Consider the following 20,378-nt stretch of genomic DNA (forward strand, 5'->3'; position numbering starts at 1 on the left):
GGGGAATAATGAGATGAATATGCCAAAACGCTATAGTGAAATGACACCACATGAGCTTAGAGAAGAAATTGGAGATTTGAAGGAGCAAGCAATAAAGGCTGAGCAGCTTGGAATTGTAAATGAGTTCGATGTATTAATGAGAAAGATGGCAATGGCTCGCGCCTATATGACGGATATAAACAAATTTCATATTGGTGAAACATATGAATTAATAGAAGAACCTGGTGTATTATTTAAAATTACGTACTTCAATGGGGTATTTGCTTGGGGTTATAAGCAAAATGATAATGAAGAGATTGGCATACCAATTTCCTTATTGCAAGAAAAATAAAAACCAGAGAGTAAATATCTCTCTGGTTTTCATCTTTGGTAGGCGTTAAAGGAGATAGGAGATTCTAAAATTGGCGTTTTTTACATTCGTTGGCCAATATAATGAGAGACTGGGTTTGTTGCGTCTGTCCGTTAACTTGCGCTTTCGCATGTTTCGGACGAGTCCACGTATGGTTAAATAATTCAGAACGACTATCTAAACGATCACGGTAGCTCATCTTTATCACCTCGTGTAGGAAGTTAATTTTTTAGGTTGTATCTGTATTACTCTTCCTGCTGATTTGCAGCACGCATACGTTCTTGTGGGTGCGTGTTAATTGTGCCGTTAGGTCGCTTCGAAGCGAAGCGTGATTTCGCTTTCGGCTGACCGTCGATTTTGCTGTTGTTTTTTGACTCAGACCAAAATTCGGCTTGTTTACCCATTGCGAACGCCCTCCTCCTCATCAGTTGATACCTCTTTAAGAACCTCTTTAAGAAGTATCACTTATAGAATGTGCAAAACAGAAGAAACTATCCTTTAGAAATGAAGGGATAAATAGGTAAAAGGAGATTAGAACATGAATGATATTTATGAAGCATTAACGAAAGAATTATTAGACAAGAATGACAAGCTCTTTTACGGACAAGCTCGTGCGTGGGTTGAATTACTTTGGGAAGATTTTCAAACAACTTATGCAAAATCAGGGCGTTATCACGGTGAGGAAATGACTGAGCAAGTGGTACGATCATGGATTAATAATCATGGTGTACGCCTTCATGAAATGCGTACAAACAATCCGAAGTATAGCCATTTAATTAATCAAGAAGATCATTTGAAACATTAAAAAAAGCGACTTAAGTCGCTTTTTTTAATGTGGAAGTAATTCCAGTTTTTTTCGAAGTTTTTCTTCACTAAAAATCCATCCTGTATAGGAATTAATAATATTTAAATTATGGTCGAGCTGAACAATCGCGACAAATGGATAATAATCTTTACTTCGATACCGTAAATCAATGAATCGTACTTCGTAATAATGATCATGATCAAAAATATCCCAGCGATATACAGGAGAGAAAGATAGGAAGGCCGAGATGTTTTCATCTTGTTTAGCTGCTCGCATAATATCATTGTCTGGGAACGGTACCCGATCGAACTTGTCATATATCATGATGTTACCACGGTGCCATCTCGCAACGTAGTAATAATCAGCTGTAACGACTGCTAAATGATAATGATAAAATCGGTAAGAAGGAGAAATGATAATCTTTTCGACATTTTTGAAACGTTTGTGTACAACGCTTCTTATATTTCTGTGCATCATAATTCGTCCGATATAGTAAACAATCATTAATATATATGCTGCTAAGGCAGTGTATCCTTTATGAGAACCGACGAGCATGCAAGCAATTGCAAGTATATGGATAAAGAAAATTACGGTATCGAATGTATTAATCACGCCGAGTGCGACCCATTTTTTTGTGAAAGGCCGTAATGCTTGTGTACCATAGGCGTTGAAAATATCTACAAAGACGTGAAGGAAGACTGCAATAAATGACCAAAGTAGTAGATGAAGATATGGAGCGTCTGAAAAGAAGGCGAAAGAGATGCCACTTATAAGGAATGACCAAAGAATTACCGCGGGAATGGAATGAGTAACTCCGCGATGATTTCTTATATATTTAGCGTTATTACGCAATTTTAAAACTGTGTCAATGTCAGGAATGTTGGAACCAGCAATTGTAGCAAGCATAACAGCTTGTGGGCCAATATCACTTTGTGCTATGGCTGGATCTAATGTTGCTAAGCTACCTAAAGTGATACCCATAACAAGGTGAGTGGCTGTGTCCATAGAAATCCACCTCCGTTTTTTATTAATGTAACTCTTTTTATTAGATACCTCAAGTCCTTTGCCTTCAATTTCCTATGTCATCTTACTTAAATTTTTTCCTAAAATCTTTATAATAGTACTTATATGCAAAAAAATGAGGGGGATCAAGTTTGACACTTGAAATACTAAAAAATTTTAATATAGAGCAGTTTCAAAATGATTTAATTGGTTGGTTTGAAGAGGAGCAGCGCGACTTACCATGGAGAAAAAATAAAGATCCATACCGCGTTTGGGTTTCTGAGATTATGTTACAGCAAACAAGAGTAGAAGCTGTAAAACCATATTACGCAAATTTTATGGGGAAGTTTCCTACACTTGAAGCGTTAGCGAACGCAGATGATGAAGAAGTATTAAAAGCATGGGAAGGTTTAGGATATTATTCTAGAGCACGTAATTTACATGCGGCAGTAAAAGAGGTAAAAGAAGTATACGGCGGGGTTGTACCGAGTGATGTAAAGAAAATTGAAAAGTTAAAAGGTGTCGGACCATATACAAAAGGCGCTATTTTAAGTATCGCATATGGTATACCAGAGCCGGCAGTTGATGGAAATGTTATGCGTGTATTATCTCGCATTTTATCAGTATGGGATGATATTGCAAAACCAAAGACTCGAAAAGTTTTTGAAGAGATTGTGCGTGAAATTATTTCAGTAGAAAACCCATCTTATTTTAATCAAGGATTGATGGAATTAGGTGCAATGATTTGCATTCCTAAAAATCCATCATGCTTACTGTGTCCTGTACGTGAGCATTGCAGAGGATATGCTGAAGGTGTTCAAAAAGAACTACCAGTAAAAAGTAAAGCGAAAGCTCCTACAATGGTACCGCTTGTTGCAGGAGTACTTCAAACTGAAGATGGTCGTTACGTTATTAATAAACGTCCAAGTAGCGGATTATTAGCTAATATGTGGGAGTTTCCGAATATTGAACTTGGCGAAGGGATTCGAAGTCAGAAAGAACAGCTTATAGATTATATGAAAGAAAAGTTTGAGCTTTCGATTTCTATTGATGAGTACGCAATGAATGTACAACATACATTTACTCATCGTACTTGGGATATATTTGTATTTTACGGAAAAGTAACCGGTGATATTGTTGAAACAGATACATTGAAACTTGTATCGAAAAAAGCATTTGAGCAGTTACCTTTCTCTAAATCGCATCGTACGATTTATGAGAGTTGTGTTGAGAAAATTACAATGCAATAAACAAAAAAGTGTTCCCTAAATTGGGAACACTTTTTTAATCGTAAGAAATTTTTGTCCCATGAGTCCAACTGGCATCACCTTCTTGTAAGCCGCCCCTTGATTCGATCTCTATTACAATTTCTTTATAAATACTTTGCCCTTCCGCATTTAAATAGGGCAAAATCTGTTGTAATGAATGATGAAAATAAGCTAATTCATCTTCTTTCCATTCGTTTTTTGAAAGCATCGTTAGTTCAGTCATATCGCGTCCTATATACATATTTCCACCTCCATTTTCTATAGTTTGAATGAGTAACAAGAGATATATGCGGAATTTTTTCAAAAGAAAATTACGGATAGCTTCTAGTTGAATTGGTTACATTATTGATTGTGGAGGTGAGAAAGATGAGTAAAAAACAACAAGGTTATAACAAGGCAACTTCTGGTGCTAGCATTCAAAGTACAAATGCTAGTTATGGTACAGAGTTTGCAACTGAAACAAATGTACAAGCAGTAAAACAAGCAAACGCACAATCAGAAGCAAAGAAAGCACAAGCTTCTGGTGCACAAAGTGCAAACGCTAGTTATGGTACAGAATTTGCAACTGAAACAGACGTGCATGCTGTGAAAAAACAAAATGCTAAGTCAGCTGCAAAACAATCACAATCTTCTAGTTCAAATCAGTAATGAAAGAAAAACACTTCTCCAATTCGAGAGAAGTGTTTTCTTTGTGTGCGGGTCATTGTAATGAAAAGAAAGTGAACGACATAACTTCTAATAAGTCAACAAATGTTGTCAAAGGAGAAGGAAGTTAAAGATTAGAAATATGTAATTAGGAATAATAACTGATGAAGAAATCCAAAAGGGGGTAAGTAATGAACGATTTTGATAAGTTGGTGGGAGAACAATTGGAAACGATGGATGAGCTGTTAAAATTGCAATCACACTTAGAGAAGTATCAACAAATTGAAATGAGTGAAAAGGATACGTGCGATAAAAAAGACTTACATTTTATTCGCCAAGAAATATATAGAACAGAAGTAGCGTTGAAGCTATTACATGAAAAATTCGAAAAGCAAACGAATAGTGTGATAAAATCTTTTGAAACTGAAAAAATGATTTCAAATTTAGGATAAGATATATTATTGCCTTCAGGTGAAAAGTCCTTCAAATAGAGAGGGGCTTTTTCTATTACATGTCCTCGTTTATAAATAATACAGTACAATCCTTGTTTTCTGAGAAGATTGGGTATTATTGTATTCAACGATAAACCTCCTGCATATTCAGTGTGGAAAATAGAGTCTTATCCCTTTAGTTTTAAAATTTTGACAAAAAAGTTATAATAGAAGAAAAGTGAATGCCGTTCAAAGGGCATTTGCAGTTGAAAGAAGGGAGCATATATGGGATTTCCCAAAGAAGGAGAAAAAGTACAAATACATAGTTATAAACATAATGGCTCCATTCATAGAATGTGGGAAGAAACAACAATTTTAAAAGGGACACAGAGTCTTGTGATCGGAGCGAATGATCGTACAGTAGTTACAGAATCGGATGGCCGAACATGGATTACGCGTGAACCAGCAATTTGTTATTTTCATGCCAACTATTGGTTTAATGTGATTGGGATGCTTAGGGAAGAGGGCGTATATTATTATTGTAATTTAAGCTCCCCTTTTGCGTATGATTCTGAAGCATTAAAGTATATTGATTATGATTTAGATATTAAAGTGTATCCAGATATGACATATACGCTTCTAGATGAAGATGAGTATGAAAAACATAGTCAAATTATGCAGTATCCACCTGTTATCGATACAATTTTAAAACGAAATGTAGCACATTTAACACAGTGGATTCATCAAAGAAAAGGTCCGTTCGCACCAGACTTCGTAGATATGTGGTATGAACGATATTTAATGTACAGAAATTAAAACAAACCTGCAGGGGGCTTCCCGGCAGGTTTGTCCTATTAGAGGGGGGATTATGTGCAGGGCATAAAAAGATATTTACAATTTGTTAAACCATATCGATGGCTTATCGCTATTACAATTATTATTGGACTAGTTAAGTTCGGTATCCCACTTATTATGCCGTGGTTATTAAAGTATATTATCGATGATGTAATTCAAGGCGGAGGTTCACTTCAAGATAAAACATCTCAATTAATAACAGCGATTGGAATTGCTTTTTTTATTTTTGCGGTATTAAGACCACCGATTGAATATTATCGTCAATATTTCGCGCAGCGTATCGCAAATACAATACTGTATGATTTACGGAAGTATATTTTCGGTCACTTACAAAAGTTAAGTTTACGTTATTACTCCAATACAAAAACAGGAGAGGTTATTTCGCGCGTCATCCATGATGTAGAACAAACGAAAGATTTTGTAATTACTGGTTTGATGAACGTCTGGTTAGATACTGCAACAATTGCTATTGCCATCATTGTTATGTTTTCTATGAATATAAAATTAACATTTGTTGCGTTATTGATTTTACCTATTTATGTAATTGCAGTGAAATATTTTTTCGGACGTCTTCGGAAATTGACGAAAGAGCGTTCACAAGCGTTAGCGACGATGCAAGGGTATTTGCATGAACGTATTCAAGGGATGCAAGTGACACGTAGCTTTGCGTTAGAAGAGTATGAGGGGAAGCAGTTTGAAAAAAGAAATAATGAATTTTTAACGAAAGCATTAACCCATACAAGTTGGACGGCGAGAACATTTTCGGCAGTAAATACGTTAACAGATTTAGGTCCGTTACTTGTGATTGGTTTTGCAGCATATGAAGTAATTCAGGGGCAGTTAACGCTAGGAACGATGGTAGCTTTTGTTGGATATATGGATAGTTTATATAGTCCGCTTCGCCGCCTTGTTAATTCATCTACAACATTAACACAATCTTTTGCATCGATGGACCGAGTGTTTGAACTGTTAGATGAAAAATACGATATTGTTAATGTGCCAAATGCGGTACAAACGAAAAAATTAAATGGAGAAATTGTATTTGATAATGTTTCTTTTCGTTATAATGCAGATGAAAAAGAGATATTACACAACCTGTCATTAACTATGCAGCCTGGGGAGAAAGTAGCGCTCGTAGGAGCGAGTGGGGGAGGAAAGTCATCTCTTGCTAGTTTGATCCCGCGTTTCTATGATGTTTCTGAAGGTGCGGTTTATGTAGATGGGATAGATGTAAGAAAGTATAATATGAGAAATTTACGTAGTAATATTGGAATTGTACTGCAAGATAATTTATTGTTTAGCGATACAATTGGAGCTAATATTTTATATGGAAATCCGAAAGCTACAGAGCAAGAAGTGATTGCAGCTGCCAAAGCTGCGCAAATTCATGATTTTATTATAGACTTACCAGATGGTTATAATACTGTCGTTGGAGAACGTGGTGTGAAGCTATCGGGTGGGCAAAGACAACGCGTGGCAATTGCACGAGTGTTTCTAAAGAATCCGTCGGTCCTTATATTAGATGAAGCAACTTCGGCATTAGATTTAGAAAATGAAAGGTATATTCAAGAGGCGCTTCAGACGTTAGCTGCTGACCGGACGACGATTATAATCGCACATCGATTAGCGACGATTACGCATGTTGATACGATTATTTACATTGAAGACGGTGAGATTAAAGAGACTGGTTCTCATGCAGAGTTAATGCGAAAAAGAGGATTTTATTACAATTTATATCAACTTCAACATATAACAGAAACAGCTCCTTTAGCATAAAAGGAGCTGTTTTTTTATTCGTCTTCTTTTTTATCATCGATTTGGAGTTCTGTTTCTGGTTTATGGTATGTGTAGAAGCTATCTACAAGTAAATCTAAATGCTCTACTTCTTCACTATAGTTAATGATGGAAGAAATAAGAGGGAAGAGGTGTAACCATGTTTTATATGCTTCTTCATCGTCCTTATTTTGATATTCCATAAAGATATCAATTAATTCTTGTTTACCTGTTTCAACTTCATCAAGCATTTCAACTGATTGTTGTTTTTTTGCTTTACCAATAAATTTTAATAGAACTTGTTCATGATAATGCGTTAATGAGTCAAGTTCGTTTTGGATAGATTCCTGAAACTCTTCCGGCATATAGCGCAGTTCATTTTCAGTGCGGTGTAATGATTTTAACGTACTTAAAGCACGGCTTGTTGTCGCTAACATTTGTCTGAATAAAACGAGCTTACGAATTTTTGCGAACTTTACTTTTTTCGTGTAGCTTCTTTCTTCTTTATACAGCAAATAGTAATGGTTTAGTTTGATCATTTTTTCTTTCATACGATCAATATCAGTTTTTAGCGTTGTAAAATCAGAAGCCTGCCTGCTATTCATTCGAATCCATTTTACAATTTCTTCTGTATTATCAACGATACGATGATAAAGTTTTGTTTCATATTTGGGCGGCATAAATACTAAATTTACAAGTGAAGCCGCAATAATACCAATCATAATCGTTGCAAAGCGAAGTAAGGCAAAACTAAAGAAATCTTCGCCTTGATACTCCATAATGGCGATAACTGTTACTAAAGCAATTGATATTGTGTTTTCTAATCGTAATTGCAGTGTAAGAGCAATTACTAATATACATGTTAATCCAATAATAAAAGGATTATGTCCAAAAGCAGTAGCAAATGCGATAGCAAATATCGCACCAATTACATTTGCTTGAATTTGTTCAAGTGCGGTTAAATAAGAACGGTATACAGACGGTTGAACAGCAAAGATAGCTGAAATTCCCGCAAATACCGGACTCGGTAATTGAAGTAAAATACAAGCAAATAAAGCTAACGTGATGGCAATACCCGTTTTTAAAATGCGAGCACCAAGTTTCATACCCTAAATAAGATCCTTTCTCTTGTCATAATGAATGTACAACATGATACTATACATTCATTACAATATGTTAGCAAGTGATATTTTAGTGACGTTAAAAGAAATTAGTATTTATTTTATCGCGCTAATTGTGAACAGTAAGATTCCCGCGTCTAAATTCAGTAGCTGGATGCCGGTAAACGTTCAATTGCTGTAGGCTAATTAAAGTTTCACTTTATAATTTTTCCTAATTTCTTTTAAACATCAGTTTTTAGTAAAAAGACCTGCTGAATTTCAGCAGGTCTCAAATTGTTACTATAGATTACTATGAGAAGTGTACTTCGTCAATTTTTTCTTAATAATGAAAATTACTCATGTTACTCTGTTGAGATAGATGGATCTGCCTGTTCTTTTTTCGGGATAATTTCAAAAAACTGGTTTTGTATATCATCTAATAACGGGGTTAACAAAGCAACTTCCTCATATTGCTCATGCTCGTTTAGTACACGAATATAGTCTAGCAATAATTCAGTTACATCTTTCAAACCATTTTTACTAATTGGTTGTAATGTAACATTTGCCCCTTTTGCGATTCTTCTTTTTAAGGCCTGTTCTGTTAAGCCTAAGTTTGAATCATGACGCAAATAAACAACACCGCCAGTCATGCCGGCGCAAATCCATGGACCAGGGTCACCTAAAACAAGCGCTCGCCCATTTGTCATATATTCAAAAGCAAACCCTTTAATATTGGAGTATGCCCCTATATTTCCGTGCTCTTTTTCACGGAGTGGTTTTGTTATTCTACCTCCAATTATCATGTCTGCCCCAGAAAGGCGAATGCCAGCGCGAGCATCAGCGTTACCTTGCACGTATAGTGCCCCTTTTTGTGCACCATATCCAAATCCTTTTCCGACAGAACCGTTATAATATACTCCGTCTTTTCCTTTTGATTTCGTGATATAAATACCACCACCAAAGGAAGTTTTACCAATGCCATCTTGTGCGCCGCCATTTACGTGTATAAATAAATTTTCACTATTGTAAGCACCTAACCCATTTCCAGGAATAGAACCATTCGTATATTTTAATGTAAGTGGTTCAAGTTGAGTAGCTTCATATAGTTTACTGCGAACGCGATAACATGATTCTAGACCGCCCATAACGCGTTGCTCTACACCAACGCCTACTAATTCTTTTGAGTCAGCGGAATGAATTGTTTTAAATTGTTTTTCCGGTATGTCTTCTGTTGTTGTAACAGATGGATGTTCTATTATTTGTAGTAAATTATATAAGTTTAATAAATTTTCGCCTCGAACTTGCTCTAATAAATCAGAACGCCCAACAATTGCTTGTAAATTTGTATACCCAAGCTGTCCTGTTAATCGTTTTAGTTCTACACCGAAAGAGGTGAATAAATTTAACAGGCCGGCAACTGCGCTTTCTAATTCGCGCGGGACGAAGCGGCGTAATCCGTGTTCTTTTGCTTGTGCTTCAGACTCGATTTGTGTCGCAATTCCAACATGGCAAGTATCTAGATGGCACCCACGGCAAGTAGTACAGCCGATTGCAATCATTGATAGTGTGCCAAATCCAATACGGTTTGCTCCGAGGAGCATGATTTTCAAGGCATCATTTACACTTCGAATACCACCATCTGCCCAAATCTCTACTTTATGTCTCATACTTGCTTCTAATAAAGCGTTGTGAGCGGCTTTAACACCAATTTCTACAGGAAGACCTACATGCTGCAATGCGTGAATACGTGCAGCACCTGTTCCGCCATCGAATCCGCTAATGTTAATAAAATCAGCACCAGCTTTGGCGATACCGACAGCAATTGTTCCGATATTAGGAACGACAGGGACTTTCACGGCTACTTTGGCAAGTTGATTAGCTGTTTTAATTTCTGTAATCATTTGAGCTAAATCTTCAATTGAATAAATATCATGGTTATTAGAAGGTGAAATTAAATCTGAGCCGATTGTCGCATTACGTGCTTCAGCTATTTTGGCTGTCACTTTTGAACCAGGTAAATGTCCACCTTCCCCAGGCTTTGCGCCTTGACCGATCTTGATTTCAATTAAGTTTGATGAGTTTAGTAGTTCGGCATTTACTCCAAATCGTCCAGATGCCACTTGTTGTCCACGTGTATGTGGGTATTTCCCAATCATATCTTTAATTTCGCCGCCTTCACCGTTCAAGCTAATCATATTTAGCTGATCGGCCGCTTCTGCATATGCGCGAAAGGCGATTTCGTTTTGAGAACCAAATGACATAGAACTAATAATAAATGGTAAATTATGATTTTGAATGCCGATAGATACTTCTTCAGTTGGAACGACATGTTTTGTTTGTTTCGTTTGAACAAGGTGTCTGATTGCGATTGGATTATTCTCTTCTAGTTCACTTAACTTGTCACGGTAATCATCATAAGAATTTCCTTTTGCAACATCGCCAATTGCTTTCCAAATTCGCGGGAATATATGAAATGATTTTCGCATTCTAATTTTAGGATTGTTATAATCCTCTGCTCGTATTTTTGCATCTTCAGCAAGTGATTCAAGTGAAAAAGCTAAATCATTTGAACCGAAGAAATTTGTAATTTGTAATATGTTTGCGATTTCCTCATGTAACCCAATAGATGAATAGAGACGTCCGTAACCACGTAACTCATGAATTCCAATTGTTGAAATGACTTTTTCTAATCCTTTATTAAGTGCATTATACAGATTCGTAATTGGTGTTTTTGTTCCATCATTTACAGTCGCGAATAATAAATATGGATTAATACTATCTGCTCCTAATCCATATAGCGTGACAATGTCATGTAAGGAGCGAAGGGCACCAGAACGTATAACGAGAGAACAATTGCGGCGTAATTTATTTTCACTTAATGCTTGATGTACTTTAGCGGTAACTAAATGTGGATCAATCCACAAGCGTTCATTTAGATGGGCTTTTGCGTCATCTAATACTAGTAGAGAAGCACCATTGTTAACAGCAGCTATCGCTTCAGAACTAATGCGGCTTAATGCACATTGCAGGGTTTCTGACGAGCTGAATGTAGCAGAGATTGTGGCGATAGAGTTATGGGTCATAAATAGCTCTATGAGTTGTTCGTACGTAATTGTGTGTAATTCCTCTGCAATAGGTTGTGCCACGCTGCCTTCTAAAATAATCGGTGAAAGCATTTCAACTACAAATGGCCGTTTTGCGCCGCTTAATAAACTTGGACGCTCTCCAAGTATAGTACGTGTAGAGAAGTGTTCAATTTCACGGTCGCGGTCAATTGCAGGGTTTGTAACAACAGCTACACTTTCTTTAATAAAGTCAGCGATATTTCGTCTATCAGTATCAAGTGCGGCAAGTGGTGAGTCATGCCCAAGTGAGCGTATTGGCTCAACGCCTTTTGTTGCCATCTGTTCAAGGAGCTGAATATGTTCTCGGTCCCATCCGAAAGCGACGTATTGTTTCGTTTCAACTTGAACAGAATCACATAGCCCTTGGATTTTTTTCGTTTCAGGGATAGATAAATTTAAATGGTAATTGGTAGTATCAATTCGCTTTTTAAAACGGTTATATACTTGGATTTGATATTTATCATATTCATAAAGAACAAGTTCATCTTGTTCATTCCATTTTAATCCGACTTTTTCTCCAGGAGCGAGTGGTTTTGGTTCTGCTACATATTTAGTTGGTGATACAACTCCAGGTTCAGAAGAGAAAATAAAAGAGCTCTCTGTCTCTACTTTCCATACTGGGCGTAATCCAAGGGAATCAACACTGAAAACAGCTTCATCTTTAAAACGGGAAATGATTCCAGCTGGTCCTTGTGCAAAATGTCCCCATGCTTCACGTATATACGTATATAAATCTTGTAAAGGTGTTTCATAAAGTTTAATTTCATTAATAATTGGTGGGAATAGAATTTCCATTGCTTCAAATAAGCTGTAGTCGTATTGAACAAGTAGGGTTTCTAAGGTGCGGTTTAAATCTTGAGAGTCACTGCCTCCAGCAGTAAGTGGTACATCAATCATTTCAGCCTGATCGCGTAATTTTGCAATTGTGTTAATTTCACCATTATGTCCGAGAATGCTAAATGGTTGTACACGAAAAAAATTAGATAATGTATTAGTAGAGTAGCGGTTATGTCCTAATGTCATAGTTGAAGCGATAAGTGGATGTTGTAAATCATTATAGTAGGCAACAAGTGTATCACCAGCACCTAGAACTTTATATACAACATGATCACGACTTAATGAAGCAACATGAATTGCTTCGTTTTCCTCTATTTTTATTGTGACAGCAAATAATGTTTGCTCAATATTTGTAATTTCGTTTTCTGCGATAAGGGCAACTTGCCAAAATAAAGGTTCTTCTTGTTTACCAAGTGGACCGAGTGCATCCGAGTTTGTTACATCATCACTTTCGAAAATGATTGTAAAGTTTTTGTTGTTTAATTGCGTACGAATATAATCTTTTAAGATAGTAATGTTTTCTTTTTTATTTAGAAAAAAATGTCCAACGATAAAGTGGGGATGATCCACAATCGTTGGATTATATCCGCTACTTTTTAGTTTTTCATTCCAAAGCGCTTTTGGTATATCAATGTGAATGCCGATCCCATCGCCCTCGCCATTAATGAAACCAGCTCTATGATTCATTTTGACGAGTGATTGTATACAAAGGTCAATGTTTTCTTTTGTAGCAATTTTTCGTTTCTCCATAACGGAAACGATTCCACACGCATCGTGTTCTGCATTTCTATAATCTCGAAATAAAGACGGTGTCCATGTATTTTTTGTATTGAGCATCCGTCAATCCCCCCTCTTGTAAAAGTTAGAATAATCTTACTATTTAAGGTGCAAATCACCTTGTACACAGAGATAGTAATGCTGCAAAAGAATATAAAACAGATAATTATGAATAATTATACTATTAATACGGAATTTATGAAATAGAAAAAAGGAAAAAAGAAAGGTGAGCTTTCTTTTTTCCTTTTAATGACGGGATTATTTATTGTCTGCTAGGGCAGCAAATGCTCTGCCGACAGCTTCGATTGTATATTCAATATCTTCTTTTGTATGTTCTGTCGTTAAGAACCATGCCTCGTATTTAGAAGGTGCTAAGTTAACTCCTTCTTGAAGCATAAGCTTGAAGAATTTACCGAACATTTCACCGTCTGTATCTTGTGCGGCATCGTAATCTTCAATTGTATTTGTTGTGAAGTATACAGTTAAAGCTCCTTTTAGACGGTTTAATGTAATGTCGATATTATGTTTCGTTGCTTGCTCTAAAATTCCTTTTTCAAGCATTGCACCAAGTTCATCTAATTTCTCATAAAGTCCTTCTTGTTGAAGCACTTCTAGACAAGCGATACCTGATGCCATAGAAGCAGGATTTCCTGCCATTGTACCAGCTTGGTATGCAGGTCCTAGCGGAGCAACTTGTTCCATAATTTCTTTCTTACCACCGTAAGCACCGATCGGTAAACCGCCGCCAATAACTTTACCAAGCGCTGTTAAGTCAGGTGTCACACCAAGTAAGTCTTGAGCACCACCGTACATAAAGCGGAAAGCAGTAATAACTTCATCGTAAATTACTAGTGCGCCAGCTTCGTGAACAAGTTCATTCACTTTTTCAAGGAATCCTGGTTTAGGCTCTACAATACCGAAGTTTCCAACGATTGGTTCTACAAGGATAGCTGCTACTTCATGACCCCATTTATCTAACGCTTCTTTTAAAGTTTCTACATTATTAAATGGAACGGTAATAACTTCTTGTGCGATACTTTGTGGTACGCCAGCTGAGTCAGGAGTTCCTAAAGTAGAAGGACCAGATCCAGCTGCCACAAGTACTAAATCAGAATGACCGTGGTAACAACCAGCAAATTTCATGATTTTTGTGCGACCTGTATAAGCACGAGCAACACGAATCGTTGTCATCACTGCTTCTGTACCAGAGTTTACAAAACGGACTTTATCTAATGCAGGCATTGCTTCTTTTAACATTTTTGCGAATTTTACCTCTAGCGCTGTTGGTGTTCCATAAAGTACCCCATTTTCAGCAGCTGTTGTAATTGCTTTTGTTATATGCGGATGAGCATGTCCAGTAATAATAGGACCGTATGCTGCTAAATAATCGATATATTTATTTCCGTCTACATCCCAGAAATAAGCGCCTTTCCCGCGTTCCATAGCAACAGGAGCGGCGCCGCCAACTGCTTTAAAAGAACGAGAAGGACTGTTAACACCGCCAACGATATGCTCTAAAGCTTCTTTATGTAATGCTTCTGACTTTGTGAATTTCACTACAATTCATCTCCTTACAAAAATCTATGTATTATTCTAACATGTTTTTCGAAAAGACGTATTGTTTGTGATAGCGAAGGCAGTTGGGTAAACTATTCGTTGTGACATTTAGGAGGGGGGTCCGATTATGAAATCGGTAATTGAGGTACAAGGGTTACGTAAAGAGTTTACAGCCTATTCAAGTCGTCCGGGCTTAAAGGGTGCATTTCGCGATTTATTAAATCGTAATTATAAAATAGTACCAGCAGTAAATGATGTATCTTTTACTGTAAAGCAAGGTGAAATGGTTGGTTATATCGGTGAGAACGGTGCTGGTAAATCAACAACAATTAAAATGCTTACGGGGATTTTGACTCCGACATCAGGGCAAATCATAGTAAATGGAATGAATCCACATAAACAAAGAGAAGAATTTGTAAGAACAATTGGTGTTGTCTTTGGACAGCGCTCGCAACTTTGGTGGGATATTGCAGTCCAAGAATCGTTTCGTTTATTAAAGAAGGTGTATGGTGTATCAGACGCTCAGTATAAGGAGCATATGGAGCACGTAATTGAAACGTTAGATATAGGACCTTTATTAGATAAACCAGTTCGAAAATTATCTCTTGGTCAAAGGATGCGTTGTGAATTAGCAGCAGCCTTAATTCATAATCCACCGTTATTATTTTTAGATGAGCCAACAATTGGGTTAGATGTACTTGTGAAATTGAAAATACGTGAATTTTTAAAAGAAATGAATGAACGTTATAAAACAACAATTTTATTAACTACTCATGATATTACTGATATTGAAGCTTTATGTGAGCGTGTTATCATGCTGGATGAAGGAAATATTATGTATGACGGTTCTTTAAATAATCTTCGTACGCAGTGGGGAGCAGAGAAGGAAATACACTTTCAGTTTGTTGCACCAGTTTCCTATCAGGCTTTATCAATGGTTATGCCAGATAATCATGTCGTTTGGTCGAAAGCGAAAGAGGAAAACGCGTGGGTTGCAAAAATTCCGAATGAAGAAGTTATTATTTCAATGCTTATTTCTAAAGTAGTACAAGCATTTCAAATTAAAGATTTAAAAATTAACGAAGTGTCTACAGAGGAAATTATTCGTAACATTTATGAAGAAGGTATTACGCATGGGTAAGTATATTGAAATGATTCGAATTCGCTTTTTAATGATGCTTGCGTATCGTACAAATTACTATAGCGGGATTTTAATTTATACAATTAATATCGGTGCGTACTATTTCTTATGGCAAGCAATTTATAGCGGAAAAGAGAATATTGAAAGTTTATCTATTTCGCAAATGACCACGTATATCGCAATCGCTTGGATGGCACGTGCCTTCTATTTTAATAATATAGATAGGGAAATTGCGATGGAGATTCAAGAAGGACGTGTGGCTGTAGAATTAATTCGTCCGTATAACTATTTGGGAATGAAAGTTATGCAAGGTCTTGGCGAGGGAATATTCCGTTTTGCCTTCTTTTCTATTCCAGGCATGGTTATCGTTACGTTATTATTTTCGTTGCAAATTACAACGAATTTTCAAACTTGGTTATATTTCTTCTTATCTTTAATATTTAGTTTTATTATTAATACACAAATTAATTTAATGACGGGAATGCTTACGTTTTTCCTATTTAATAATAGTGGAATTATGTATGCAAAACGCGTTGTTATTGATTTATTTTCAGGTCTATTATTACCAATTAGTTTTTATCCGTTATGGGCCCAAAAAGCAATGATGTTTTTACCGTTTCAGGCGATTAGTTATATTCCAAGTATGATTTTTTCTGAAGGTATACAGGGGAGTAAGTTGTATGAGGCTTTAGTATTTCAAGTGATTTGGGCAATTGTACTTATTATTCCAATTGTACTCATGTGGAGAACGGCGAGAAAACGTCTAATTGTACAAGGGGGATGATGAGATGCTATATATAAACTTATTTTTACAATATGCAAGTCAATATATAAAAACGAAATTGGAGTATCGAGGCGATTTTATCGTTGGTTTACTTTCTGATTTATCGCTTCAAGCAGTTAATTTAATATTTATTCTCGTTGTATTTGGGCATACACAAGCATTGAAGGGATGGAGTCGAGAAGAGGTAATCTTTATTTATGGGTTCTTTTTAGTACCATTTGCCATCTTTTCAGCTTTCTTTAATATATGGGATTTTAATGATCGATACATTATTAAAGGGGAGATGGATCGTGTATTAACGCGACCGATTCATAGCTTATTTCAAATTATATTAGAAAGAATGGAACTTGAATCTTTAATTGGAGCCATTACAGGGATTGTTGTAATGGGATATGCAGCTGTGGAGTTACAATTATCTTTTTACTGGTATGATTTCTTCTTATTTATATTGATGGTAGGAGGAGGAGCGCTTGTATATGGAGGGATATTTGTTACGCTTGCGAGCCTTGGTTTTTGGTCGGATGCGAAAAGTTCAATTATGCCCCTTATGTATAACATAGGTAATTACGGGCGCTATCCTGTTAATATTTATAATCGTGTAATTCGTTTCATTTTAACGTTTGTTTTACCGTTTGCGTTTGTTGGAGTATATCCAGCAGCATACTTTTTAAGAAAAACAGAATGGAATAGTTATGCATTCGCGACGCCAATTGTTGGTGTTATCTGTTTTACGATTGCAATCAACCTCTGGAACCAAGGAGTAAAAAGGTACCGTGGCGCGGGTAATTAATTATAGAAGCTTGTTCGTTTCTAAGGGATAAATCAGTCCTCCACCTCATACATATAAAATGAGGTGGAGGACATGTTATGGGGATTTATTCTATTAATTGCAGCAATCGCTATTTTGAAAAGTGTCCAATTATTATGGAGTTCATATTCAGATTCAACGCGTTTTTTTTCGCTGTATAATTTGGCCACATTATTTTTGATCTATACAACAGTACTGATCGCGTTTGGATTAAGTTACGTTGTATTAGAGGAAATGGGTTTCTCAGTTTTGAAAGAGGACGGAGAAAGTTTGAATGCTCATTCTTTTCAACTCGTTGAAGTTTGTTTATATTTTAGCGCAGTTACTTTATTGTCTGTTGGATATGGTGACATATCTCCGATTGGAATTGGGCGATGGATTGCAATCGCAGAAGCGCTAATTGGATATACACTCCCTTTTGCTTTTGTGATGAGGTCTGTAATAGGCAATGAAAAATAAGGAAGCATTTGTTATAGTAAAGGAAAAGAGTAGGAGTGATAACTATGATTACAGTAGGAGAAATGGCACCAGAATTCACATTAGAGGGAAGTAACGGAGAAGAAGTTAGCCTAGCTGATTTCCGCGGTAAAAATGTAGTTCTCTATTTTTACCCGAAAGATATGACGCCAGGATGTACAACTGAAGCATGTGATTTTCGTGATGCGTATGGAGTATTTCAAGAGAAGGATACGGTTATTCTTGGAGTAAGTCCTGATTCAGCGAATAGACATTTGAAATTCATTGAGAAACATGAATTGCCATTTACACTTTTAGTAGATGAAGATCATAAAGTAGCAGAGTTATATGATGTTTGGAAGTTGAAAAAGAACTTTGGGAAAGAGTATATGGGAATCGAGCGTTCTACATTCCTTATTAATAAAGACGGTGAACTTGTAAAAGAGTGGCGTAAAGTGAAAGTGAAAGGACATATTGAGGATGTTCTTTCTTATATAAAATAAATCTATAGTGGAGATAAAATATGCAGAAACAAGGCAAGTGTCTATACATATTTTACTGCCTTACATAAAGTGGAAGTGTAGGGCATACCTCCTCAGATGATAGTATTCCAAGTGCGATTATGTCGCACTTTTTTCTATGTAATATTATGAGGGAAAAGGGAAAGATACATAAAAACAAGCCCTGAATATAAAAATAAACCACATACTTATAGTAGAAATATTGACGATTTATAAGAAAAGGAGTACACTCTTTATAAGAATTATAAAATAATAATCCGTATAGAATCGGGGTGCATGACGGTGGTCAAAGAAGAATTAAAAGAAGCGCTAGAAATGCTGAAAAATACGGGTGTACGCATTACTCCACAGCGTCATGCTATTTTAGAGTACCTTGTGGAATCAATGACGCACCCAACAGCGGATGATATTTATAAAGCATTAGAAGGTAAGTTTCCAAATATGAGTGTTGCAACTGTCTATAATAACTTACGTGTGTTTAAAGAGGTTGGACTTGTAAAGGAATTAACTTATGGAGACGCTTCAAGTAGATTTGATTATGTTACAAGTCAACATTATCATGTAATTTGCGAAAAATGTGGTAAGATTGTTGATTTTCCTTATGGAGGCTTGGAAAAGCTGGAAGAGGAAGCTGCGAAAACGACAGGCTTCGTTATCAATAGTCATCGCTTAGAAATTTATGGCGTTTGTCCAGAGTGTCATAAGGCGTAATATATAATAAAGAAAGAGGCTGACGGCTATACGTCAGCCTCTTTCTTTATTATATAAGGATTAGCGTGAGGTTAATCAGGATTTACAGTGCTAAGTTAGTAAGAAGGGATAGATAAAAGTTTGTCGAATTTACTTTGTATTGGTGGAAATGAATTCTTGGAGGGGACATTTTGAAGAAATATGAGATTAAAAGTGACATTCCAACATTGGAAGAATATAAATATTTATGTGATTCTGTGGGATGGACTAATTATATGAACTTTGAGGTGGCGGAAATATCACTTCAAAATTCGATTTACTGTATAACAGTCAAGGATAATAATCAAATCATCGGCATGGGGAGAATTGTTGGTGATGGGGCTATCTATTTCTATATTCAAGATATAGTGGTTCATCCAGAGTATCAAAAGAATGGTATTGGAAAGAAAATAATGAATACTTTAGTAGAATACTTAAATCAGAATGCTCCAGATAAAGCATTCATTGGTTTGTTTGCGTCGCAAGGTAAAACGTCATTCTACGAAAAATATGATTTTAAAGATTATTCGCCTAACATGACAGGGATGTTTACTGTTATTTCGAAAAAATAGGTGTAATAAATTTAATAAAACAATTAAAAAGTTGATTTCTTAATAAATCAACTTTTTAATGAGTTGAAACGTTTGTAGTGTTGCAAACTCGTATTTCCCTTGATACTTATGATTTATAACTCTTCTTATTATACTTTTCATCAAATTCTTTTCCTTCTAGATCTCGATCTAGTGTTAAAGGTTGATTGCAGTGCATACATGCATCGACACGGCCGAGCATTTTTGTTGGCTTATCACAGCTTGGACAAATAATTTGGATAGTCTTAGTAGATAACATACCAATCCAAAAGTAAACGACAGTGCTAGCGATAACAGCTAAAAAGCCAACCATCATAAACGTTGTCATAACAATAATGTTTTCGCGGAAAAAGACACCTAAGTATGCAATGAAGAGGCCGATAAATACTAAACTTAATGCAAAGGTCCGGATTTTATTGATTTTGTTTGAATACTTAATGCTCATTCTCACCACACTCCTATAATAATAATATAACATAAAATTTAGAATTTTCACTCTCGTGTAAATTGATAAAGGGATAAGATATGAAATGGATAGGAGGGGGCCATGAAGAATGAATGGGTGCTATAATGATTTTTACAGCGATTTTTAAGTTTTTAACGGGATGTGAAATTTTTTTTGTAAAAAGTATTGACCCTGTATATACTGCATGATATATTAATAACCGTCGCTGATGCGGAAACGCAGAAAACGACAAAAAGAAATTAAAAAACTTAGTTGACATTGAAAAATGAAGATGTTAACATAAGGAAGTCGCAAATGAGCGACCAAGTAGTTCTTTGAAAACTGAACGAAACAAACAACGTGAAACGTCAATTTTTATT

The 20,378-nt window shown here is 36.0% G+C and carries 23 protein-coding genes; 15 read left to right on the plus strand and 8 right to left on the minus strand.

Going from position 1 to position 20,378, the window contains the following annotated elements:
• Positions 1-13 precede the first annotated feature (13 nt).
• A complete protein-coding gene (locus ACODS7_RS19445) occupies positions 14-331 on the plus strand; it encodes a YfhH family protein (RefSeq protein WP_016083624.1) in 318 nt (105 codons plus the stop codon).
• 64 nt (positions 332-395) lie between these two features.
• On the opposite strand, the gene ACODS7_RS19450 is transcribed toward ACODS7_RS19445, so the two are convergent.
• Together ACODS7_RS19450 and ACODS7_RS19455 are read right to left on the minus strand one after the other, a co-directional pair.
• Positions 396-548 carry a YpzG family protein gene (locus tag ACODS7_RS19450; RefSeq protein ID WP_000122093.1) on the minus strand — a complete coding sequence of 51 codons (153 nt, stop codon included), beginning with the start codon at positions 546-548 and terminating at the stop codon, positions 396-398.
• Between the two features lie 46 nt (positions 549-594).
• Positions 595-753, minus strand: a complete 159-nt coding sequence (locus ACODS7_RS19455; protein WP_000517891.1) for a small, acid-soluble spore protein K — start codon at positions 751-753, stop codon at positions 595-597.
• A 134-nt stretch (positions 754-887) separates the two neighbouring features.
• On the opposite strand from ACODS7_RS19455, the gene ACODS7_RS19460 reads away from it, so the two are divergent.
• Positions 888-1,154 (plus strand): YfhJ family protein, encoded by a 267-nt coding sequence (locus ACODS7_RS19460; protein WP_243168145.1) that lies wholly within the window; start codon positions 888-890, stop codon positions 1,152-1,154.
• A gap of 24 nt (positions 1,155-1,178) precedes the next feature.
• Here the strand turns inward: ACODS7_RS19460 and ACODS7_RS19465 are convergent, their stop codons facing one another.
• A complete protein-coding gene (locus ACODS7_RS19465; protein ID WP_016083622.1) occupies positions 1,179-2,159 on the minus strand; it encodes a metal-dependent hydrolase in 981 nt (326 codons plus the stop codon).
• A gap of 149 nt (positions 2,160-2,308) precedes the next feature.
• Here ACODS7_RS19465 and mutY point away from each other — a divergent pair, with 149 nt between their 5' ends.
• Complete coding sequence (gene mutY / locus ACODS7_RS19470; protein WP_243168146.1) at positions 2,309-3,406, plus strand: A/G-specific adenine glycosylase; 1,098 nt, start codon at positions 2,309-2,311, stop codon at positions 3,404-3,406.
• A 34-nt stretch (positions 3,407-3,440) separates the two neighbouring features.
• Here mutY and ACODS7_RS19475 read toward each other — a convergent pair whose 3' ends face one another.
• Positions 3,441-3,665, minus strand: coding sequence for a hypothetical protein (locus ACODS7_RS19475; protein WP_000275439.1), 225 nt, complete (start codon positions 3,663-3,665; stop codon positions 3,441-3,443).
• Positions 3,666-3,790: 125 nt separating this feature from the next.
• Here ACODS7_RS19475 and ACODS7_RS19480 point away from each other — a divergent pair, with 125 nt between their 5' ends.
• The 4 genes from ACODS7_RS19480 (at position 3,791) to ACODS7_RS19495 (ending at position 7,131) form a co-directional block, all read left to right on the plus strand.
• Positions 3,791-4,072 carry a gamma-type small acid-soluble spore protein gene (locus ACODS7_RS19480; RefSeq protein WP_000039035.1) on the plus strand — a complete coding sequence of 94 codons (282 nt, stop codon included), beginning with the start codon at positions 3,791-3,793 and terminating at the stop codon, positions 4,070-4,072.
• Positions 4,073-4,260: 188 nt separating this feature from the next.
• Complete coding sequence (locus ACODS7_RS19485; protein ID WP_000997587.1) at positions 4,261-4,521, plus strand: YgaB family protein; 261 nt, start codon at positions 4,261-4,263, stop codon at positions 4,519-4,521.
• A 264-nt stretch (positions 4,522-4,785) separates the two neighbouring features.
• Entirely contained in the window at positions 4,786-5,316 is a 531-nt protein-coding gene (ntdP, locus tag ACODS7_RS19490) for a nucleoside tri-diphosphate phosphatase (RefSeq protein WP_000506627.1), read from the plus strand.
• 54 nt (positions 5,317-5,370) lie between these two features.
• Positions 5,371-7,131: an ABC transporter ATP-binding protein gene (locus tag ACODS7_RS19495; protein ID WP_016083620.1), complete on the plus strand. Its 1,761-nt coding sequence runs from the start codon at positions 5,371-5,373 to the stop codon at positions 7,129-7,131.
• Positions 7,132-7,145: 14 nt separating this feature from the next.
• Here the strand turns inward: ACODS7_RS19495 and ACODS7_RS19500 are convergent, their stop codons facing one another.
• The gene (locus tag ACODS7_RS19500; RefSeq protein ID WP_016083619.1) at positions 7,146-8,234 is read right to left on the minus strand and encodes an aromatic acid exporter family protein; all 1,089 of its coding nucleotides are present in this window, start codon (positions 8,232-8,234) and stop codon (positions 7,146-7,148) included.
• Positions 8,235-8,277: 43 nt separating this feature from the next.
• Between ACODS7_RS19500 and ACODS7_RS19505 the strand changes: the two genes are divergently transcribed.
• Positions 8,278-8,430, plus strand: a complete 153-nt coding sequence (locus tag ACODS7_RS19505; protein ID WP_162200711.1) for a hypothetical protein — start codon at positions 8,278-8,280, stop codon at positions 8,428-8,430.
• Between the two features lie 160 nt (positions 8,431-8,590).
• Here the strand turns inward: ACODS7_RS19505 and ACODS7_RS19510 are convergent, their stop codons facing one another.
• Positions 8,591-13,027, minus strand: a complete 4,437-nt coding sequence (locus tag ACODS7_RS19510; RefSeq protein WP_048564184.1) for a glutamate synthase-related protein — start codon at positions 13,025-13,027, stop codon at positions 8,591-8,593.
• Positions 13,028-13,225: 198 nt separating this feature from the next.
• Complete coding sequence (hemL, locus tag ACODS7_RS19515; RefSeq protein WP_243168147.1) at positions 13,226-14,524, minus strand: glutamate-1-semialdehyde-2,1-aminomutase; 1,299 nt, start codon at positions 14,522-14,524, stop codon at positions 13,226-13,228.
• A gap of 127 nt (positions 14,525-14,651) precedes the next feature.
• On the opposite strand from hemL, the gene ACODS7_RS19520 reads away from it, so the two are divergent.
• The 7 genes from ACODS7_RS19520 (at position 14,652) to ACODS7_RS19550 (ending at position 19,535) form a co-directional block, all read left to right on the plus strand.
• Complete coding sequence (locus ACODS7_RS19520) at positions 14,652-15,665, plus strand: ABC transporter ATP-binding protein (RefSeq protein ID WP_016083617.1); 1,014 nt, start codon at positions 14,652-14,654, stop codon at positions 15,663-15,665.
• The gene (locus tag ACODS7_RS19525; protein ID WP_000521519.1) at positions 15,658-16,449 is read left to right on the plus strand and encodes an ABC transporter permease; all 792 of its coding nucleotides are present in this window, start codon (positions 15,658-15,660) and stop codon (positions 16,447-16,449) included. Before ACODS7_RS19520 ends, ACODS7_RS19525 begins: the two co-directional genes overlap by 8 nt.
• A 4-nt stretch (positions 16,450-16,453) precedes the next feature.
• Entirely contained in the window at positions 16,454-17,239 is a 786-nt protein-coding gene (locus tag ACODS7_RS19530) for an ABC transporter permease (RefSeq protein ID WP_016083616.1), read from the plus strand.
• A gap of 72 nt (positions 17,240-17,311) precedes the next feature.
• Positions 17,312-17,716 carry a potassium channel family protein gene (locus ACODS7_RS19535; RefSeq protein WP_016083615.1) on the plus strand — a complete coding sequence of 135 codons (405 nt, stop codon included), beginning with the start codon at positions 17,312-17,314 and terminating at the stop codon, positions 17,714-17,716.
• Positions 17,717-17,760: 44 nt separating this feature from the next.
• Positions 17,761-18,216 carry a thioredoxin-dependent thiol peroxidase gene (bcp, locus tag ACODS7_RS19540; protein ID WP_000633711.1) on the plus strand — a complete coding sequence of 152 codons (456 nt, stop codon included), beginning with the start codon at positions 17,761-17,763 and terminating at the stop codon, positions 18,214-18,216.
• 300 nt (positions 18,217-18,516) lie between these two features.
• Entirely contained in the window at positions 18,517-18,945 is a 429-nt protein-coding gene (gene perR, locus ACODS7_RS19545; RefSeq protein ID WP_000237829.1) for a peroxide-responsive transcriptional repressor PerR, read from the plus strand.
• 170 nt (positions 18,946-19,115) lie between these two features.
• The gene (locus tag ACODS7_RS19550; RefSeq protein WP_000759743.1) at positions 19,116-19,535 is read left to right on the plus strand and encodes a GNAT family N-acetyltransferase; all 420 of its coding nucleotides are present in this window, start codon (positions 19,116-19,118) and stop codon (positions 19,533-19,535) included.
• A 106-nt stretch (positions 19,536-19,641) separates the two neighbouring features.
• On the opposite strand, the gene ACODS7_RS19555 is transcribed toward ACODS7_RS19550, so the two are convergent.
• Entirely contained in the window at positions 19,642-19,998 is a 357-nt protein-coding gene (locus ACODS7_RS19555) for a YgzB family protein (protein ID WP_000025067.1), read from the minus strand.
• Positions 19,999-20,378: the final 380 nt, after the last annotated feature.

It is taken from the genome of Bacillus sp. FG16 (genome assembly GCF_057809515.1).

Coding starts and splice junctions, on each gene's coding strand:
- ACODS7_RS19445 (WP_016083624.1), top strand. CDS start 14: ATGAATATGCCAAAACGCTATAGTGAAATGACACCACATGAGCTTAGA.
- ACODS7_RS19450 (WP_000122093.1), bottom strand. CDS start 548: ATGAGCTACCGTGATCGTTTAGATAGTCGTTCTGAATTATTTAACCAT.
- ACODS7_RS19455 (WP_000517891.1), bottom strand. CDS start 753: ATGGGTAAACAAGCCGAATTTTGGTCTGAGTCAAAAAACAACAGCAAA.
- ACODS7_RS19460 (WP_243168145.1), top strand. CDS start 888: ATGAATGATATTTATGAAGCATTAACGAAAGAATTATTAGACAAGAAT.
- ACODS7_RS19465 (WP_016083622.1), bottom strand. CDS start 2,159: ATGGACACAGCCACTCACCTTGTTATGGGTATCACTTTAGGTAGCTTA.
- ACODS7_RS19475 (WP_000275439.1), bottom strand. CDS start 3,665: ATGTATATAGGACGCGATATGACTGAACTAACGATGCTTTCAAAAAAC.
- ACODS7_RS19480 (WP_000039035.1), top strand. CDS start 3,791: ATGAGTAAAAAACAACAAGGTTATAACAAGGCAACTTCTGGTGCTAGC.
- ACODS7_RS19485 (WP_000997587.1), top strand. CDS start 4,261: ATGAACGATTTTGATAAGTTGGTGGGAGAACAATTGGAAACGATGGAT.
- ntdP (WP_000506627.1), top strand. CDS start 4,786: ATGGGATTTCCCAAAGAAGGAGAAAAAGTACAAATACATAGTTATAAA.
- ACODS7_RS19500 (WP_016083619.1), bottom strand. CDS start 8,234: ATGAAACTTGGTGCTCGCATTTTAAAAACGGGTATTGCCATCACGTTA.
- ACODS7_RS19505 (WP_162200711.1), top strand. CDS start 8,278: ATGATACTATACATTCATTACAATATGTTAGCAAGTGATATTTTAGTG.
- ACODS7_RS19510 (WP_048564184.1), bottom strand. CDS start 13,027: ATGCTCAATACAAAAAATACATGGACACCGTCTTTATTTCGAGATTAT.
- ACODS7_RS19520 (WP_016083617.1), top strand. CDS start 14,652: ATGAAATCGGTAATTGAGGTACAAGGGTTACGTAAAGAGTTTACAGCC.
- ACODS7_RS19525 (WP_000521519.1), top strand. CDS start 15,658: ATGGGTAAGTATATTGAAATGATTCGAATTCGCTTTTTAATGATGCTT.
- ACODS7_RS19530 (WP_016083616.1), top strand. CDS start 16,454: ATGCTATATATAAACTTATTTTTACAATATGCAAGTCAATATATAAAA.
- ACODS7_RS19535 (WP_016083615.1), top strand. CDS start 17,312: ATGTTATGGGGATTTATTCTATTAATTGCAGCAATCGCTATTTTGAAA.
- bcp (WP_000633711.1), top strand. CDS start 17,761: ATGATTACAGTAGGAGAAATGGCACCAGAATTCACATTAGAGGGAAGT.
- ACODS7_RS19555 (WP_000025067.1), bottom strand. CDS start 19,998: ATGAGCATTAAGTATTCAAACAAAATCAATAAAATCCGGACCTTTGCA.